Below are 18,190 nucleotides of genomic sequence, written 5' to 3'. Positions count from 1 at the left end.
ACGGACGATCCAGGTAGCAGAACCTGCCGATCAGGTGCACCGGTCGCCTGGTGGCACCAGCGATCAAAACGGCGGTGACGCCAGCCGCTGGCTGGGTACCTGTACACGCCGATGCCCAATGAACCACCCTCCGTGCCCGATTCGGGCGAGGATTGCTGGCGATGAGCTTGCAACAGGTGTATCTCCTGCTCCTCGCCGGAGCCGTCGTCATGCTGGTCAGCGTCGTCGCGGCGCGGTTGGCCCACCGGATCGGCCTGCCGGTGCTGCTCGCGTTCCTGGGTGTCGGCGTGATCCTCGGCGAGGACGTCCTCGGTCTGCGCTTCAACAACGCCGCCCTCGCCCAGGCGCTCGGCACCGCCGCGCTCGCCGTCATCCTGGTGGAAGGCGGGTTGAACACCGAGATGTCGGCCATCCGGCCGGTACTCGTGCCCGCCGCGGTTCTGGCCACCTTCGGCGTCCTGGTCAGCGTCGCCGTCGTCGCCATCATCGCGCACTTCGCGCTCGGCATGTCCTGGCAGTTAGCGCTGCTGCTCGGCGCGATCGTGTCGCCCACCGACGCCGCGGCCGTGTTCTCGGTGCTGCGCACGATACCGCTGCCCCGGCGCCTGACCGGGCTGCTGGAGGCGGAGTCGGGCTTCAACGACGCGCCCGCGGTCATCCTCGTCGTGGCGCTGAGCGCGTCGGCGCTGCGCCCCGAGGGCGTGGCGCGGCTGCTGGGCGACCTCGTCTACGAACTGGCCGCCGGCGCCCTGGTCGGGCTCGCCGTCGGGTACGCCGGGGTGTGGCTGCTGCGCCGGCTGGCGCTGGTGGCCTCGGGCCTGCACTCGATCGCCATGGTGGCGACGGGCATCCTGGGGTTCGCGGCCGCCGGGATGGTCCACGCCAGCGGCTTCCTCGCCGCGTACGTCGCCGCGCTGATCCTCGGCAACGCCGGGCTGCCGCACCGGCGGGCGACCCGGTCGGTGGCCGAGGGGCTGGGCTGGATCGCCCAGATCAGCGTGTTCGTCATGCTCGGCCTGCTCGCCACCCCGCACGAACTGCGGGCGAGCCTGCTGCCCGCGCTCGCCGTCGGGGCCGTTCTGCTGCTGCTGGCGCGGCCGATATCGGTGCTGCTGAGCCTGACGCCGTTCGGGATACCGCTACCCGAACAATTTTTTCTTTCGTGGGCCGGCCTGCGCGGCGCGGTGCCGATCGTGCTCGCGACCATCCCGATCGTCGCCCACGTGCCGGGCAGCCACCAACTGCTCAACCTGGTCTTCGTCCTGGTCGTCATCTACACGCTGCTGCAGGCGCCGACTCTGCCGCCGCTGGCGCGGCGGCTCGGCCTCGTGCCGAAGGTCGCCGGGCGGGAACTGCGAGCCGAGATCGCACCGCTGGACACGATCGACGCCGAGCTGATCGAACTGACCATTGAACCGGGATCACGCCTGCACGGTGTGGAGGTCTTCGAGCTGCGGCTGCCCGACCCGTGCGCGGTCGCCCTCGTGGTACGCGACAAGCGGGCCTTCGTACCGCAGCCGACGACCCGGCTCACCACCGGTGACCAGCTGCTCGTGGTCGCGACGACCGCCCAGCGCGAGGCGGTCGAACGCCGGCTGCGCGCGGTGGCGCGGGCCGGGCGGCTCGCGAGCTGGTTCGGCGAGACCGGCGACCCGGACGGCCCGACGCAGGTCAGTCAGTGACACCTCTCGCTTTACCCACGGGTCACTCGAAGAAGCGCGCCAGATGCACCTCGTCGGGGCGTTCATCGTGCTCCCCCAGCGGCGTCAGGTCGCCGAAGATGCTGGCGCCGTCGCAGCCGGCGTGCAGCGGGTACCACCGCAGCGAACTGCCGGGCCGCTCGGCGATCCCCTTGATCGTCTGCACGTCGAGCAGCCGGACGTGCGTCGGGTCGGCGACCGCGTTCACATACCGCCACCACGGGCTGAGGATGTGCAGCACCCCGTCCGGACGCAGTACCCGGTGGCACTCGTCGACCAGCGGCAGGAAGTCGATCAGGTGCTCCAGGATGTGCACCGCGAAGATCACGTCGACGCAGGCGTCGGCGAAGGGCAGACCGTGCGCGAGGTTCGCCCGTACGTCCACACCGGACGCCGGTCGCAGGTCGACGCCGAGGTTGTCCGGGTACTGCTTGATGTCGCCGCTCCCGATGTCCAGCACGACCGGCGCCCGCCCGCCGACGCGTACCCGAGACCAGACGGCGAGCACGCCGTCCAGCCGGCCGATCAGCCGGCGGACCAGCAGTAGCGCCTTGCCGTCGGGTACGTCCCCGGTCAGGTGGGCGACGGCGCCGTCGAACCGGACGTCGACGGCGAGGCCGCATAACCGGTCGTCGTGGGCGAGCAGATCGCGGGCGGCCTCGGTCAGTTGACGGTCCAGCGCCGCCATCCGGCGCCGCCCGTACGGCGCCGCTCCCCCGTTCCAGGTCATCCGGCCAGCCCTTCCCGCACTCGGCTTACTCGGCTTACTCGGCTTACTCGGCGCTGATGAGATGCTCGGTCCGCGGCTCGCCCCGGACGTAGCGCTCGGCCAGTTCGTCCATCATCCGGTCGGCCTGGGTCATGCGCTCGGTGTGCTGGCGCATGTGCTCCTGCCAGTTGTTCGCCGTGAACGTCTCGACGTACCGGGTCGGGTCGTGCGCGTCGTGGTACAGGTTCCAGCGCTGCGCGCCGAAGCGGCGCCGGCTGCCGCGCACCAGCCTCATCGCGTTCTCGAACTCGTCGGCGTGCTCCGGGTCGACCTTGTACTCCCGGACCACCAGCACCGGGCCGGAGTCGTGGTCCGTACTCGGCCCGACCCGCGGCTCGATCGACAGCGGCTCGATCTCCCGCTCGTAGTGGGCACCCATCCCGACGTGGTAAGCCGCCGCGGCGAATGGCCCGACGACCACGCCGGCGCCGGCGATCGCCAACGTGAGAGGGGTGCCGTAGGCCTGGGCGAACGCTCCCCAGACGGCGGCGCCCACGGCCTGGGTCCCCTGGAAGACCAGCAGGTACACGGCCATCGCCCGGGCCCGGACCCAGCTCGGCAGCGCGGTCTGTGCGGCGGCGCTCAGCGACGAGAGGGCGCCGATGAAGGCGACACCCATGAACACCAGTACGACCAGGTCGACCGGAAGGTTGCGCGGGGTCAGGGAGATCTCCACCATGCCGAGGCCGAAGATGATGGAGCTGGCCATCACCACCCCTTCCAGCCCGAACCGCTCCCGCGCCCAGTGCAGCAGCGCCGCGCCGATCACCGCGCCGATCCCCACCATGCTGAGCAGCAGTCCGTACCCGGCGGAGGACAGGCGCAGGTGCTCGGCCGCGAGGATCGGGAGCAGCGCCCACAGCGCGGCCGAGAAGAACAGGAAGATGGCGGAGTGTACGAGCACCGCTCGCACCGGCGGCGAGTAGCGGACGTAGGCCAGCCCGGTGCGCATCGCCGAGATGATCGGTTCGGCGCCGAGCGGGCGCGGCTCCGGCGGGCGCGGCCAGCGCTTCAGGGCGATGAGTGAGCTCAAGTACGACAGGGCGTTGAACGTGAACGCGGCCGCCGCGCCGAGGACCGCGACGATCACACCGCCGATGGCGGGGCCGACGGCGCGGGAGAGGTTCATGCTCACCGCGTTCAGCGCGGTCGCGTGCGGAATCTCGTCACGCTCGACCAGTTCCGGCTGGACGGCTATCCACGCCGGGGCCATGAGCGCGCCACCGGTTCCGATGAGGAACGTGAACAACAGCAGCAGCCAGGGCGACACCAGCCCGGCAAAGGTGAGCACGGCCAGCCCCGCCGCCGCGACCAGTGTGAAGGCCTGCGAGACGATCAGCAGGCGGCGGCGGTCGACGATGTCGCCCAGCGCACCAGCCGGCAGACCGACGAGGAAGACCGGCAGGCTCAGCGCCGTCTGCACCAACGCCACCGGCAACGGGGCTCTGGTCAGCGTCAGCATCAACCACTGGGCGGCGACGGTCTGCAACCAGCCGCCGACGCTGGAGGCGAACTGCGCTATCCACAGCACCCGGAACCACTTGTGGCGCAGTGGCGCCCAGGCCGCCCCCTTCTCTTCCGGGACCGGCACGGGCGCGGGCGGCATGGGTTCGGCTTGGGGCGTGGTCACGATCTGTTCCTTCAGTCCAGCAGCCGGATCTGGTCGACGTCGACCGTGCTCGTCTTCGACTCCAGCGGGCAGCCGCGGTGGATGCAGATCGCGACGCCGGCCAGCAGTACCCGACGCCTGGTGACCTGCTTCATCGCGCTGCCTTCCGTCCACGTACGGCAGTCCTCGCTACCCGGCTGTGACCTGGATATGCGGGCATTCGCAACGACGATGGTTACCGAAGCGGGGAAGGGGTAGTCGCGCTGGCAAAAGATCCGCGGCCTTAAGGAGAGACCGTGCTACCGCGAACGTTTCGGACGAGGCGGAAGGAGGCCGGTGGGTCCGGCCCGGACCTGTCCTGCCGCGTCGAGCGGCAGTCTCCCGTCGCACTGGTGCGCCTCGCCGGAACGCTGACGGTCGAGACCGCGCCCGCCGTCCGCGCCACGCTCTTGCAGTGTCTAGCCAGCCAGCCCGAGCTGATCGTGCTGGACGTGTCGACGCTGGACACCGATGATGACATCGTACTTTCCGTCCTGCCTTCCATGGCAAGCCACGCCGCGGCGTGGCCCGGCGCGTCGCTCGTACTCGGCGCTCCGGGACCGCAGCTGTCGGCCGCGCTCGAGCGGATGGCGGTCTGCCGGTCGGTTCCGGTCTACCCGACGGTCGAGCAGGCGCTCGCCAGCCGGGTCACCGGGGTGCCGCGCCGGCGCGCCAGCCAGGTTCTCAAGCCGGTGCCGCGCTCGCTGGGCAAGGCGCGCTCGCTGGTGAAGCGGGCCTGCGCCGGCTGGAACGTCGGCACGGTCACCGACCGGGCGCAGATCGTGACCACCGAGCTGGTGGCCAACGCGCTGCGGCACGCCGGCACCCCGATGGAGCTGACCGTGTCGCTGCGCCAGCGCTACCTGCACCTGTCGGTACGCGACGACTGCCGTACCGCCCCGAGGCTGGGCGGGTCCGATGACGAGTTCGGGGTCGACGGCCGCGGACTGAAGATCGTGGAGGCCCTCGCCACCGGCTGGGGCAGCACGCCGACCGAGAACGGGAAGGTGGTCTGGGCCACGCTTCAGTTACCAGGAGGCAACCGACGGTAATGGCCTGCGGCCAGGGAAAATGTTGTCGACCAAGTTAGGTTTCAGCCGCCGTAGAGTTGGAAAGGACGTGGGGTCTCTCCGCGACGATGGGGGCCGCTCATGGCCGAAACCGCACACGTCGAAGTCTGGCGTTTCGACTCCATACATCTAGTCAAGATCACCGGCGTACTGGATTTTGCCGCCTCGGTGCGACTCAGGCTCGTCCTGTTCGAGCAACTCGATGCCGGCGCCGACCAGGTCGTCGTCGACCTTGCTGGAGTTCGGTTGATCGACGCCAGCGCAGTCGGCGTGATGCTGCGTGTACAGGAACAACTCGCCGAACGCGGCGGAACGCTGCGGGTACAGGGCGCACAGGGGCTCGCGCTCGAGGTCCTCGAGATCACGGGCTCCGCCAAGGCTCTAGCCGCGTACGATCCGCCGCTCGAACTGCCGTCGTCGGCGGAGCGCGCCGACAACGTCGAGCACCTCGGCACCGACCGCCACCAGTGGCAGGGCCTGTGGGGCGACGAGATCAACACGCTGCTGTGGACCATCAGCCAGTTGCCGGCCGACGATCCACACCGCCGCCACCTGCGCCAGAAGGTGGTGGAGGCGTGTCTCCCATACGCCGAACGGCTCGCCCGGCGCTTCCACGGCCTCGGCGAGTCGGCCGCCGATCTCAATCAGGTTGCCGCGGTCGGCCTCCTCAAGGCGGTCGACCGGTTCGATCCCAGCCATACGACGGACTTCGCCAGCTACGCCACCCCGACGATCGTGGGCGAGCTCAAGCGGCACTTCCGCGACCGCGGCTGGAGCGTACGGGTACCGCGCCGGCTCCAGGAGCTTCGGCTGGAGATCAACCAGGCGCGGGAGTCACTCACCCAGCGGCTCGGCCGCTCCCCCACGGTCCGGGACGTGGCCGACCACCTCGACATCGACGAGGAGCCGGTGGTCGAGGCCATGGTGGCGGCGAGCGGGTACCGGGCCAGTTCGCTGTACGCGCCTACGCATCCGGGTGAGGACGCCATGACCCCGGCCGACTGGCTCGGCCAGGAGGACGACGGGCTCGACGCGGTCGAGTTCCGCGAAGCGCTGCATCCGCTGCTGGCGAAGCTGCCGCACCGCGAGCAGAAGATCCTGAGCCTGCGCTTCTACGGCAACATGACGCAGGCGGAGATCGCCCGCGATCTCGGCATCTCCCAGATGCACGTGTCCCGGCTGCTCAGTCGCACCCTCGACCGACTGCGGGAGGACCTGCTGCGCCAGGACTGACGTAAGCGGGAGGTGTGGGATATGACCGAACCGGACACCGAACGGCCGAACGGCGAGCCGCCGGATACCGAGCGGCCGGGCCCCGAGCGGCCGGCTCCCGAGCCGCCGGGGCCCGAGCCGCCGAGCGTCACCCGCTGGGACGTCGTGACCGGCGGGCTGGCGAGCGATCCGATCGACGAGTCATAGCCGGTCGAGCGGCTTCAGATCGCCTGGCGACGGCTGCCTCGCCTCGACCGGAGCACCCGACGTGGGCGAGGCGTCCGGCACCGGCGAGCCGACCGGCACGGGCTGTCGCCGTGGGAGGTACTGCCGTGCGCACCAGACCGCCGCTGCGATCACGGCGATGAGGACCGCCAGCGAGCCCGGTACCTGGGTGGGGCGGGAGAGGCTGTAGCCGTCCGGCAGCGCCAGGAACGCCACCGCCGTGGCGACGACGATCGGCCAGCGCTCCTGGACCCCGGCCGCCGCCAGCACGGTCAACGGCAGCAGCAGGTACCAGGGGTGGAAGACGGGCGCAAACGCGGTGGCGGCGACCAGCGCCAGGCCGGCGTACAGGATCGTCTGCCTGGCGTCCCGCCCGCGCGCCCGCCACCACAGCACCACCAGGACCACCGCCATGACGGCCATTCCGACGCTGCGGGCGGCGTTGACCGCGTGGTGCATCAGGTGCGTCGCGCCGAAGGCCCGGCCGATGTACCCGATCGCCATACCGACCGCGGTCGGCAGCGAGGTCCACTGGATCGTCCGCCCGCTGTAGTGCAGGCCCGCGAGCCAGCCGAAGCTCAGGCCGGTGGCGAGCGCGATGGCGCCGTACGTGACCGCGCACCCCAGCGCGACCCAGGCCGCCCCGGCGACCAGCCGCCGCAACGATCGGTCCGGGCGCACCACCGCGAGTACCGCGAACGGCAGCGCGACCCCGGCGGTGGCCTTCACCGCCAGGGCGAGGCCCAGTAACGCCCCGCTGGCGACTGGCCGGCGGCGCACCGCGAGGTACAGGCCGGCCAGGCAGAGGCCGACCATCAGGGCGTCGTTGTGGGAACCGGCGACCAGGTGCACCCCGACGACCGGGCTCGCCAGCCCCAGCCAGGTCGCCCGCGCCTCGTCCACGCCGCAGGCGCGCGCCAGGCGGGGCAGGTAGACCGCGGTGAGGACGACGCCGGCGACGGCGGCGAGCCGCAGCAGCGTGATGACGACCCAGAGGCGACCGTCCGCGACTCCGACGGCGCCACTGGCGATCGCCAGGTATCCCGGGCCGTACGGCGCCGGGGTGTCGCGCCAGACGTACGACATGGTGTCGAGCCACGGGCAGGGCAGCACCTCCGCCCCGTTCTGGTACGGGTTGAGCCCGCCGGCGTACACCGCACCCTGGCACGCGTACGCGTACACGTCGCGGCTGCCCAGCGGGGGCGCCAGCACGAGCGGCAGCGCCCAGATCGCGACGGTCGTGAGCACCCAGCGGGTGGTGAGCGGACCCGCCCGGCGGGCCAGCAGCCAGGCCGCGACCATCACCGCGGTGCCGACCACCCACGCCGCCAGGCACCACGGACCCGCGGGCGCCGCCAGGATCCGGGCGATGTTGGCCCGGAGGTCGCTGCCGGGCAGCGCTCCACCCAGGTACGCGGCGGCCGCCACCACGACTGCGCCCAGCAACCCGAGATAGCGGGAGACCCGCAGTCGATCCAGACCTGACATAGCGCTCATGCTCGCACCTTTGCCCCAGGGCTCCCAGCCGGCCTGCGCCTCACCGCTCCCACCTGGGACTTCAACTCCGCCGACATCGTGAACCTCATCGATCGAACCGTGCGCCGCGTTGCGCCGTACCAGTGAGTGGTCTGTGCACATCGACAGCTTGAGCGGAAGGGACAGCGATGACACCCATCCCATCCCCCCGGGAAGCCGCGAAACGCGGCGGGCGGGCCCGACGAAGAGGCGCCGCGGCCGCGGTCGCCGGCCTGGCGTTGGCCGCGTCGCTGTACGGGCTCGGACCACGCTCGGCCGCGGCGTCAAGCCACCGGGAAGCACCGCTGGTCGCCGCCGATCCCGCGATCGACAATACGGACTTCTACGCGTTCACCAGCCCCGATAAGTCGGACACCGTGACGTTCATCTCGAACTGGATCCCCTTCCAGGAGCCCAACGGCGGCCCGAACTTCTTCCCGTTCGCCACCGACGCGTCGTACATCGTCAACGTGGACAACGACGGCGACGCGGTCCCGGACGTCAGGTTCCGCTGGACGTTCAAGAACATCGACCGGCGCACCAACAACACGTTCCTGTACAACGACGGCGTGGTCACCTCGATCGACGACAAGAACCTGCTGTTCCGGCAGGTGTACACGCTGGAGAAGTGGACCGTCGGCGACCGCTGGAAGACGCTGGTCAAGGACGCGCCGGTCGCCCCGTCCCGGGTCGGTAAGGCCTCGATGCCCGACTACCGGAAGCTGCGCGACCAGGCGGCGCTCTCCCTCAACGCCGGGGTGAAGAGCTTCGCCGGCCAGGCCGACGACCCGTTCTTCGCCGACCTGCGGGTGTTCGACCTGCTCTACGGCGCGAACCTCAGCGAGACCGGCCAGGACACCCTCGCCGGCTACAACGTGAACACGATCGCGCTCCAGGTACGCCGCAGCGACCTCGCCCTGAAGGGTGACGCCGCCCGGAATCCGATCATCGGAGCCTGGGCCACCGCCGAGCGGGCCCGCGTGCAAATCAACGGCTTCGACGGCAACAACAACCGCGCCTCGGACAAGGCCGGCTGGCAGCCGGGCGGTCGGGACAACAACAACCCGAACCGGTACGACGACAGCAGCCGGTACCAGGACAAGAACCACAGCCGCAACTCCGACGTCGACGGCTACCGCGCCAACCGCGACAACGACCAGGTGCAGGTGTCCCGGCTCGGCAACCCGCTGGTCAACGAGGTCGTCCTGCCCGCCGGCCTGAAGGACGCCTTCAACTCGCTGTCGCCGGACAAGGACGCGAAGATCAAAGAGGTCGTCGACCGCGTCCTCTACCCCGAGATTCCCAAACTCGTCCAGGGCATCTACAAGATCCAGGCGCCGCCCGGACCGCGCCAGGACCTGGCCGAGATCTTCCTGACCGGCATCACGACCAAGGCCGGTGGCCCGATCAAGGCCGACCTCAACTCGCAGCTCAACAACGTCGACGTCAACGCCAACCGGTTCGTCGCCTCCGAACAGCTACGGCTCAACATGTCGGTCGGCCCGAACAAGAGCCCCAACCGGCTCGGCGTCCTCGGCGGCGACCTGCAGGGCTTCCCCAACGGGCGGCGCCTGGGCGACGACGTCATCGACATCGCCCTGCAGGCGATGGAGGGCGCGGCGGCCAGCGGCACGCTCGTCGACGCGCTTGCCGCCGGTGACAAGGTCAACACCAACGACCGCGGCTTCGAGCACGCTTTCCCGTACCTCGCCCTGCCGAACGCCGACGGGGTCAACACCCGCGGCTCGGTCGCCGCCCCGGAGAAGAAGGGCTTCTTCGGCTTCGGCAGCGGGTACGCCGGCAGCGCGCCCATGGCAGTAGGCGGCCTGGCCGCCCTCGTGGCGCTCGGGGGCTTCATGGTCAGCCGGTACCGCCTGACCATCCGGCGCCGCCGCGATGAACCCGCCGTGGCCCCGGTCAGCACCACCTCCGCGACCATCCCCCGATGCGACGACCGCTGAGCCGGCTGAAGCTGGCCGCCATGGTCGCAGCCGCGGCCTCGGCCCTGTTCGTGGCGGGCGCCGCGCTCGGCCCGACGGCCGGGCCCGGCCGGGGTGCCACCACCCCGGCCGGGCCCGGCGCCCGGATTTCGCCGGATGACCGCCTCGGCATGACGATCGCCCGGCAGCAGAAGCGGCTGCGGGAGGTGCCGGGCGACTGGCGGGCCTGGGCCGCGCTCAGCTCGGCCTACCTGGAGAAGGCCCGCGTCAGCGCCGACCCCACGTACTACCCGAAGGCCGAAGGCACCGCCCGCGAGTCGCTGACCCGCCGGGCGGAAGGCAACGCCGACGCCCTCGTCGCGCTCGGCGCGCTGGCCAACGCCCGCCATGACTTCGCGGCAGCCCGCGACCAGGCCCGGGCCGCGCTCGCGGTCAACCCGGCCAGCGCCGACGCGTACGGGGTGCTCGCCGACGCGTTCACCCAACTCGGCGACGCGGCCGGAGCCACCGACGCGGTGCAGCACATGCTCGACCTGCGCCCCGGCCTTCCGGCATACGCCCGTGCCTCGTACGACCTCGAACTGCGGGGCCTCGTCGATCAGGCGGCCGACCTGATGCGCCGGGCCCTCGACAATGCGGTCGACCCGTACGACACGGCGTTCTGCCACAACCAACTCGGCGATCTGGCCTGGCAGGTCGGGGACGTGGCCGGCGCCGAGCGCGCGTACGCCGCCGCCCTCGCGGCCGACCCGGAGTCGATCGCCGCGCGGCGGGGCCAGGCCCGGACGGCGGCCGCGACCGGGCGTACCGACGTGGCCCTGTCCGCGTATGCCGAACTGACCCGCCGCACCCCGACCCCGTCCGACCTGCTGGAGTACGCCGACCTGCTGCGCGCCGCAGGGCAGGACGCGCAAGCCGCCGAGCAGCTACGCCTCGCCACGGCCGCGCACACCCTGTTCACCGCGAACGGAGGCGTCGACGGGCTGGCTGCCGCGGCCCTAGCGCTGGCCGACAACCGGCCGGCCGACGCGGTCGAGGCGGCCCGCGCCGAGTGGGCGCGCCGCCAGCACGTGGACGTCGCCGACACCCTCGCCTGGGCGCTGCACCGCGCGGGCCAGGACACCGAGGCGTCGGCGTACGCCAAGCGCGTCGCCGCAACCGGAGCGCGCGCTGCCGGATACGCCTACCATCTGGGGATGATTGAGCTGGCTCTGGGCCAGCGCGACGAGGCCCGGGCTTCACTCACGCGGGCGCTCCAGACAAACCCACACTTCTCCCCGATCGACGCACCGACCGCACGCAAGGCACTGGCCGACCTGGGAGCCACCCCGTGAAGCGTCTCGTGAAGCGTCTCGCACTTGTCCTCCTCGCTGGCGCGCTGGCCGCCGTGGCGCTGATCATCGGCACCACCGAGAGCGCAGCCGCACATCCGCTGGGCAACTTCTCGGTCAACCAGTACGCAGGGCTGACGCTGCACGCCGACCGGGTGGAGGTCGCCGCCGTCGCCGACGTCGCCGAGATCCCCACGATGCAGGAGCGCGCGAGCGCCGACGCCAACTCCGACGGCATGGTCGACGACGCGGAACGGTCCGCGTACGCCGTTCGCACCTGCGCCGAACTGGCCAGGGACTTCGAGGTCAGCGCCGGCGGCAAGCGTCTGCACTGGACGGTGACCGGGCCGGCGTTCACGTACACGCCGGGCGCGGGTGGCCTGCCGACGAGCCGGCTGACCTGCACGCTCACCGCGCCGGCCAGGCTCGGCACGGCGGCAGGCGTCACGGTCACCAACCGGTGGCGCGCCGACCGGGTCGGCTGGCGAGAACTCACCGCCGTCGGCGACGGCGTACGGCTGATCGACTCCCCGCTGCCGAGCAGCAGCGTCAGCGACCGGCTCCGGTCGTACCCCGCCGATCTGCTCTCCTCCGCGCTGGACGTCCGCACCGCGGCGCTGCGGGTTGAGCCCGCTGGTCCCGGCGCGCACGCCGGCGGCGGTAGCGCCGGATCTGCTCGGGCGGCCACCGGCGGCGACCCCCTGACCCGCTGGCTCGGCGCGGCCGACCGGCGCCTTCAGAGCCTGGTCGCCGGACGGCACCTCACGCCGGTGGTCGGCATCCTGGCGATCGGAGTCGCGGTGCTGCTGGGCGCCGGGCACGCCGCGCTTCCCGGGCACGGCAAGACGGTGCTGGCCGCCTACCTGGCCGGCCGGCAGGGGCGGGTACGCGACGCGTTCGTCGTGGGCGCGACCGTGACGCTGACCCACACCGGTGCCGTCCTGGTAATCGGCCTGTTGCTGAGCACGTCGAGCGCGCTGGCCGGCGACCGCCTCCTCGGCTACCTCAGCCTGGCCAGCGGCGTACTCGTCACCGCCGTCGGCGTCGGGATGCTGGTAACCGCGCTCCGCCGCCGTGGCGACTCGCACTCGCACTCGCACTCGCATGATCACCACGACCACTCCCACAACCACTCCCCCGACCACTCGGACCGTGGCCGGAAACTCGGCCTCGCCGGCATCGGGCTGGCCGGCGGTCTCGTTCCGAGCCCCTCCGCGCTGGTCGTACTCCTCGGCGCGGTCGGGCTCGGCCGGGTCGGCTTCGGCGTCTTGATCGTGCTCGGCTACGGGCTGGGCATGGCGGCCGCGCTCACCGGGGCCGGCCTGCTCCTGCTGTTCGTACAGCGCCGGATGACAAGCACTGCCGGATGGCCCCGACTGGTCCGGCGGCTGTCCCCGCTCGCGGCCCGGGTACCCGTGGCGGCGTCCACCCTGACCGCCGTCCTGGTGGTGCTCGTCGGCATGGGACTCGCGGTCCACGCCGCCGCCGGGGTGCTGTGACGCGCCCCTCCTCGCAGATCGGGGGGAAGGTTGCGGTATGGACCTCGTCGACCAGGTCTCGGAGCCCGGCCCGGAGCCCACCGCGCCGCCTCGTAACCGGTTCGACCGATTCTTCGAGATCACCAAACGCGGTTCGACGATCCCCAGGGAGATCCGGGGCGGTCTCGCCACCTTCTTCACGATGGCGTACATCGTGGTGCTCAATCCGCTGATCCTGGGATCGCGCCCGGACGGCGACGGTAGACGGCTGCCGCTGACCGCGCTGGCCGCCGCGACCGCGCTCGTCGCCGGCAGCATGACGATCCTGATGGGCGTGGTGGGCCGGTTCCCATTGGCGCTCGCCGCCGGCCTCGGCGTCAATGCCATCGTCGCGTACGAGGTCGCACCGCAGATGACCTGGGCCGACGCGATGGGCCTGGTGGTGATCGAGGGCGTGGTCATTTCGATCCTCGTCCTCACCGGCCTGCGTACGGCCATCTTCCGCTCCGTGCCCACCCAGCTGAAGACCGCGATCGGCGTCGGCATCGGACTGTTCCTGGCGCTGATCGGATTCGTCGATGCCGGGTTCGTCCGAGGCAACGTCGGAACGCCGCCGATCAGCCTCGGCATCGGTGGCAAGCTCTACAGTTGGCCGGCGCTGGTCTTCGTGCTCGGCCTGCTGCTGACGATGTTTCTGATGGCGCACCGGGTCAGGGGCGCGATCCTGATAGGCATCCTCGGCTCGACGATCCTCGCCATCATCGTGGAGGCGATCGCGCACGTCGGCCCGTCGGTCGCGCACGGCCGGCCCAACCCGAAGGGGTGGAGCCTCAACGTCCCTACGCTGCCCAACAACGTCCTGGACGTGCCGGACCTCTCCCTGCTCGGCAAGTTCGACGTGCTGGGCTCGTGGGCCCGGGCCGGCTGGCTGGTCACGATCATGTTCGTGTTCGCCCTGATCCTGACCGATTTCTTCGACACGATGGGCACGATGGTCGCGGTCGCCCAGGAGGGCGGCATGCTCGACGAGAACGGCGCCCCGCCGCGGGCGCGGGAGATCCTTCTGGTCGACGGGGTCGCGGCGGCGGCCGGCGGCGCGGCGAGCGCGTCCAGCGCCACCTCGTTCATCGAGAGCGCGGCCGGGGTCGCGGAAGGCGCCCGTACGGGGGTCGCCAACCTGGTCACCGGTGGCCTGTTCCTGCTGGCCATGTTCCTCGCGCCGCTGGTCACGATCGTGCCGTTCGAGGCGGCATCGACGGCCCTGATCGTGGTCGGTTTCCTGATGATGACGGCCGTACGCGGCATCAACTGGAGCGACTTCGAGATCGCGATCCCGTCGTTCCTGACGATCGTGCTGATGCCCTTCACGTACTCGATCTCCAACGGCATCGGCGCCGGCGTCATGTCGTACGTGCTCCTCAAGGCGCTCGGCGGCAAGGGCCGCCAGGTGCATCCGCTGCTGTACGTGGTGGCCGCCATGTTCACCCTGTACTTCCTGCGCGGTCCCCTGGAGACGCTGGTCGAGCGCTGAAACGGGTATTTACCCACCCAACCGGGTAATCATCGATGAACGAAGGAGGAATCATGGCCACCGCGACAGCCCCCGGAGCCGTCCGCCGCCGCCGGCCCTGGCTACGGATCTTCATCTCCGGTCTGGGGCTGTGGGTGCTCACCGTGGTGGTCACGTTCGTGACCGGCAACCCCAACCTGGTGCCGACGCTCGTGCTGCTCGGCAGCTTCCTCGTACCGGTGACGTTCGTGGCCTGGGCGTTCGAGCGCCGCGACACCGGCGAGATCACGGCCGAACTGATCCTCAACACGTTCATCACCGGCGGGGTGCTCGGTGTCCTGGCCGCTTCGCTGCTGGAGTCGTACCTGCTGCACCCGTCTCCCGGGCTGTTCCTCGGCGTCGGCCTCATCGAGGAGGGCGTCAAGCTGGTCGCCCTGGCCTGGCTGAGCCGTCGCCTCAGGGTGAAGTCGATCCGGGACGGGATGATCCTCGGCGCGTCGGTGGGGTTCGGGTTCGCCGCGTTCGAGTCCGCCGGGTACGCGTTCACCGCCCTGTTCACCGAGCACGGCCTGTCGCTGATGCAGGTCGTACAGACGGAGATCCTGCGCGGGCTGCTCGCCCCGGTCGGGCACGGCCTGTGGACGGCGATCCTCGGCGGCGTGCTGTTCTCCCCCAGTACCCGCGACGTGTACCTGATCTCGGACCGCCTCGTCGCGGCGTACCTGGGGGTCTCTCTTCTGCACGCCCTCTGGGACTCGATGCACCAGATCGCGCTCGTGCTCACGCTGCTGCTGACCGGGACGCCGTGGCAGTACAACCTCCTGTCCCGCGGTTACCTCCCGCAGCCGACAGAGACCCAGGTCGAGCTGAGCGTGTTCCTGGACTGGGCCGGCTTGATGCTGGTGTCCGGCATCGGCATCATCTGGCTGCTGGTGCTGTGGCACCGGGCGCCGCGGGCGCGCCCGCCGTTCGCCGCCTGGCGGGTACCGACCGGACGGCCCGCGGCCGCCCTATGACGTGAGAACGGGATCGCGCACGACCGCAACCCGGCGCCCCCGGTCCATCCGGTAGCCGACGCCGCGGACGGTGGTGATGATCGGTCCGCGGCCACCGAGCTTGGCGCGCAGGCGGCGGATGTGGACGTCGACCGTACGGCCGCCGCTGGCCACCGTGTACCCCCACACCTGGCGCAGCAACTGCCCGCGGGTGAGCACCCGGCCGATGTTGTCGGTCAGGTAGAGCAGCAGGTCGTACTCCAGCCTCGTCAGGTGCAGCAGTACGCCGTCGAGCAGCGCGACGCGGCGATCGGCGAGCAGCATGAGGTCGGGTACCGGCGACGGTGGCAACTCGGGCCGGCTCCCCGTCTCGTCGGCGAGGACCAGGACGGTCGTCGACACCCGATCGGCGTCGGCGTCGTCCACGGCCAGCGCGTGCAGGCGATCGGCGAGCGCGAACGCCCGCTCGGCGGCCGGAGTGTCGCGAGGCAGCGCGATCTGGACGTTGACGACGAGGGTCGACGCTTCAACGGTCGGCAGCACGGCTGTCATGTCGCCTCCTTTGCTGTCTCGATGGGCAGGCCGGCGGCGCGCCACGCGCTGATGCCTCCGGCGAGATCGGTGGCCCGGAACAGGCCGAGGTCCTGCAGCGCTGCCGCGGCGAGCGAGGAGGTGTAGCCCTCTTCGCAGTACACGATCACGGGCAGGTCGTAGCGGTCGGCGATCGGCAGCCGGGCGTCGCTCGCCGGATCGAAGCGCCATTCGAGGACGTTGCGCTCGACCACGAGCGCGCCCGGGATCTGGCCGCCGGCGATCCGCTGGGCGACCGGTCGGATGTCGACCAGGACACCGCCCTCGCGCTGCGCGTGCTGGACGGCGTACGGTCCGAGCCGGTCCAGCCGGGTGCGGGCCTCCGCGAGCACCTGGTCGATCGTGCGACGGACCGTCACCAGCCGGGCCGTCACCAGTCGACTCCCGCCGTCTCGACGGCTGCGACGCGCAACCCGCCGTCGTCAACGCGGTACCTGGTCATCTCCCGCAGCGCCGGCGCGTAGACGTGCAGGCTGATCGCCGGCGCGGTGCCGGAGTTGACGATGCGGTGCACGTGCCGGCGCCCGAAGCTGCGCACCTGCCCCTCGACGAAGGCGGTGTCGACCAGCGTGGCGCCGCGCCGCACGACCTGCTCGGTGAGCACGCCGCCACCGACCAGGAACGCCCCGGCGGAGCCACCGTGGTCGTGCAGGTCGGTGGCTTGTCCCGGCAGCCAGGTCAGCAGCCAGGCCTCGTGAGTTGAGTCACCGCCGATCCGGGCGTACCACCGGGACTCGGCGTTGAAATGCGGTGCTATCGATAGGTTTTCGGCGTACCGGCGCGCCAAGGCTGCGAGGCCCGTCACTGGGCGAATGCCACGGCGATGGGTAAAAGTGATGGACATGCCTGCGCTTTCGAGAGAGTTCGACCTGAATGGAGACGGGGATCTGGCAGGCTCGTCCCGGGAACGAGGGGACGGCGACCGCTAGCGACAGCGCGCGAGGCCACCGGCAGCGCAGTGCCGGCCGGGCGAGGCTTTCGGGGTAGCTCGCATGACCGCCACCATACCCCACTTTTCCTACTGGCTAGATATGGTTTCTTCACCTGAACGGATGGCTGCATGAGCCTGTTGTTCGAGCCGCTCCCGCTGCGAGCGGTCACGCTGCCCAACCGCATCGGCATGACTCCGATGTGCCAGTACAGCTGCTTCGACCACGACGGACTGCCCACCCAGTGGCACGCCGCCCACCTCGGGTCGCGGGCCGTCGGCGGCGCCGGGCTGATCATCACAGAGGCCACCGCGGTCACCCCCGAGGGCCGCATCACCCCGGAGGACACCGGCATCTGGTCCGGCAAGCATGTGGACGCGTGGCGACCGATCGCCGCGTTCCTCAGCGCGCACGGCGCGGTGCCCGCGATGCAGCTCGCGCACGCCGGCTTCAAGGCGTCGACCTACTCGCCATTCGCGCTCGGCCGTGACGGCGTGGCCGACGAGGACGGCGGCTGGGAGCCGGTCGCGCCCACGACGACGCCGTTCAGCCTCACCTACCGCACGCCCCGCGCGCTGGACACCGCCGGCATCGCTGAGGTGATCGACGCGTTCGCGGCCGGCGCCGTCCGCGCCCTCGACGCCGGCTTCCGCGCCGTCGAGGTGCATGCCGCGCACGGCTACCTGCTGCACGAGTTCCTGTCCCCGCTGGCCAATGACCGGACCGACGAGTACGGGGGAAGCCTCGCCAACCGGATGCGGCTGCCCCTCGAGGTGACCCGCGCGGTCCGCGCCGCCGTCGGCGAGGACGTGCCGGTGCTGGTGCGGATCTCGGCGACCGACTGGGTCGAGGGCGGCTGGACCGGCGAGGACAGCGTGGAGCTGGCCGGCGAGCTGAAGGCGGTCGGGGCGGACCTGATCGACTGCTCGACCGGCGGCGTGGTGCCGAAGGCGACGATCCCGGTCGGCCCGGGATATCAGGTGCCGTTCGCCTCGCAGGTCCGCACGAAGGCCGACATCCCCACCGCCGCCGTCGGGATCATCACCGAGCCGGAGCAGGCCGAGGAGATCCTGGCCGACGGGCACGCCGACGTAGTGCTGCTCGGACGGGAGCTACTGCGCGACCCGTACTGGCCGCGCCGGGCCGCGATCAGGCTGGGCGTCGACCCGGGGGTACCGCCGCAGTACCGCGGGGCGTACTGAACATAGTCTGCCAACCATGGTGCTCAAGGCCCTCTGCATCCTGTCAGTGATCTTCGTGTCCGTCGGGATGGTCGG

General features: G+C 71.1%; 17 protein-coding genes. 10 read left to right on the top strand and 7 right to left on the bottom strand.

Features of this window, described 5'->3' with window-relative positions:
• Positions 1-161 precede the first annotated feature (161 nt).
• The gene (locus HC028_RS20085) at positions 162-1,682 is read left to right on the top strand and encodes a potassium/proton antiporter (protein WP_168078909.1); all 1,521 of its coding nucleotides are present in this window, start codon (positions 162-164) and stop codon (positions 1,680-1,682) included.
• 22 nt (positions 1,683-1,704) lie between these two features.
• Here the strand turns inward: HC028_RS20085 and HC028_RS20080 are convergent, their stop codons facing one another.
• Genes HC028_RS20080 through HC028_RS28220 form a run of 3 tightly spaced genes read right to left on the bottom strand, consistent with a single transcriptional unit; the run spans position 1,705 to position 4,233 of the window.
• The gene (locus HC028_RS20080; RefSeq protein ID WP_168078908.1) at positions 1,705-2,430 is read right to left on the bottom strand and encodes a methyltransferase domain-containing protein; all 726 of its coding nucleotides are present in this window, start codon (positions 2,428-2,430) and stop codon (positions 1,705-1,707) included.
• A 43-nt stretch (positions 2,431-2,473) separates the two neighbouring features.
• On the bottom strand, positions 2,474-4,099 hold the full coding sequence (locus HC028_RS20075; protein ID WP_168078907.1) for an MFS transporter: 1,626 nt from the start codon (positions 4,097-4,099) through the stop codon (positions 2,474-2,476).
• Positions 4,100-4,110: 11 nt separating this feature from the next.
• Positions 4,111-4,233 (bottom strand): hypothetical protein, encoded by a 123-nt coding sequence (locus HC028_RS28220; protein WP_275408282.1) that lies wholly within the window; start codon positions 4,231-4,233, stop codon positions 4,111-4,113.
• A gap of 141 nt (positions 4,234-4,374) precedes the next feature.
• Here HC028_RS28220 and HC028_RS20070 point away from each other — a divergent pair, with 141 nt between their 5' ends.
• From HC028_RS20070 to HC028_RS20060, 3 genes are all read left to right on the top strand, one after another.
• On the top strand, positions 4,375-5,169 hold the full coding sequence (locus HC028_RS20070; RefSeq protein ID WP_168078906.1) for an STAS domain-containing protein: 795 nt from the start codon (positions 4,375-4,377) through the stop codon (positions 5,167-5,169).
• Between the two features lie 99 nt (positions 5,170-5,268).
• Complete coding sequence (locus HC028_RS20065; protein ID WP_168078905.1) at positions 5,269-6,420, top strand: SigB/SigF/SigG family RNA polymerase sigma factor; 1,152 nt, start codon at positions 5,269-5,271, stop codon at positions 6,418-6,420.
• Between the two features lie 21 nt (positions 6,421-6,441).
• Positions 6,442-6,606 (top strand): hypothetical protein, encoded by a 165-nt coding sequence (locus tag HC028_RS20060; protein WP_168078904.1) that lies wholly within the window; start codon positions 6,442-6,444, stop codon positions 6,604-6,606.
• Here the strand turns inward: HC028_RS20060 and mptB are convergent.
• Positions 6,601-8,121, bottom strand: a complete 1,521-nt coding sequence (gene mptB, locus HC028_RS20055) for a polyprenol phosphomannose-dependent alpha 1,6 mannosyltransferase MptB (RefSeq protein WP_239075707.1) — start codon at positions 8,119-8,121, stop codon at positions 6,601-6,603. The genes HC028_RS20060 and mptB overlap by 6 nt on opposite strands.
• A gap of 167 nt (positions 8,122-8,288) precedes the next feature.
• Here mptB and HC028_RS27810 point away from each other — a divergent pair, with 167 nt between their 5' ends.
• From HC028_RS27810 to HC028_RS20030, 5 genes are read left to right on the top strand one after another with little or no spacing between them, the layout of a single operon-like run.
• On the top strand, positions 8,289-10,100 hold the full coding sequence (locus HC028_RS27810) for a DUF4331 domain-containing protein (RefSeq protein WP_168078903.1): 1,812 nt from the start codon (positions 8,289-8,291) through the stop codon (positions 10,098-10,100).
• On the top strand, positions 10,085-11,413 hold the full coding sequence (locus HC028_RS20045; RefSeq protein ID WP_168078902.1) for a tetratricopeptide repeat protein: 1,329 nt from the start codon (positions 10,085-10,087) through the stop codon (positions 11,411-11,413). Before HC028_RS27810 ends, HC028_RS20045 begins: the two co-directional genes overlap by 16 nt.
• Positions 11,410-12,909, top strand: coding sequence for a hypothetical protein (locus HC028_RS20040; protein WP_203981567.1), 1,500 nt, complete (start codon positions 11,410-11,412; stop codon positions 12,907-12,909). Before HC028_RS20045 ends, HC028_RS20040 begins: the two co-directional genes overlap by 4 nt.
• A gap of 37 nt (positions 12,910-12,946) precedes the next feature.
• Positions 12,947-14,419, top strand: a complete 1,473-nt coding sequence (locus HC028_RS20035) for an NCS2 family permease (RefSeq protein ID WP_168078901.1) — start codon at positions 12,947-12,949, stop codon at positions 14,417-14,419.
• A 53-nt stretch (positions 14,420-14,472) separates the two neighbouring features.
• Positions 14,473-15,414 carry a PrsW family intramembrane metalloprotease gene (locus HC028_RS20030; RefSeq protein ID WP_168078900.1) on the top strand — a complete coding sequence of 314 codons (942 nt, stop codon included), beginning with the start codon at positions 14,473-14,475 and terminating at the stop codon, positions 15,412-15,414.
• Here the strand turns inward: HC028_RS20030 and HC028_RS20025 are convergent.
• The 3 genes from HC028_RS20025 to HC028_RS20015 are packed head-to-tail and all read right to left on the bottom strand — an operon-like array spanning position 15,409 to position 16,789.
• On the bottom strand, positions 15,409-15,945 hold the full coding sequence (locus tag HC028_RS20025; protein ID WP_168078899.1) for a winged helix-turn-helix domain-containing protein: 537 nt from the start codon (positions 15,943-15,945) through the stop codon (positions 15,409-15,411). The two genes, HC028_RS20030 and HC028_RS20025, sit on opposite strands and share 6 nt — an antisense overlap.
• The gene (locus tag HC028_RS20020) at positions 15,942-16,358 is read right to left on the bottom strand and encodes a rhodanese-like domain-containing protein (RefSeq protein WP_239075706.1); all 417 of its coding nucleotides are present in this window, start codon (positions 16,356-16,358) and stop codon (positions 15,942-15,944) included. Before HC028_RS20020 ends, HC028_RS20025 begins: the two co-directional genes overlap by 4 nt.
• Positions 16,355-16,789 (bottom strand): cysteine dioxygenase, encoded by a 435-nt coding sequence (locus HC028_RS20015; protein ID WP_239075705.1) that lies wholly within the window; start codon positions 16,787-16,789, stop codon positions 16,355-16,357. The genes HC028_RS20020 and HC028_RS20015 overlap by 4 nt, the downstream gene beginning before the upstream one ends.
• 255 nt (positions 16,790-17,044) lie before the next feature.
• On the opposite strand from HC028_RS20015, the gene HC028_RS20010 reads away from it, so the two are divergent.
• Positions 17,045-18,115, top strand: a complete 1,071-nt coding sequence (locus tag HC028_RS20010; protein WP_168078897.1) for an NADH:flavin oxidoreductase/NADH oxidase — start codon at positions 17,045-17,047, stop codon at positions 18,113-18,115.
• Positions 18,116-18,190: the final 75 nt, after the last annotated feature.

Origin of the sequence: Planosporangium flavigriseum, from assembly GCF_011947225.1 — a bacterium.
In the GTDB taxonomy this organism is placed as follows: domain Bacteria; phylum Actinomycetota; class Actinomycetes; order Mycobacteriales; family Micromonosporaceae; genus Planosporangium; species Planosporangium flavigriseum.
Note: the sequence above shows the minus strand (reverse complement) of the source record. Positions and strands in the feature narration are given on the sequence as shown.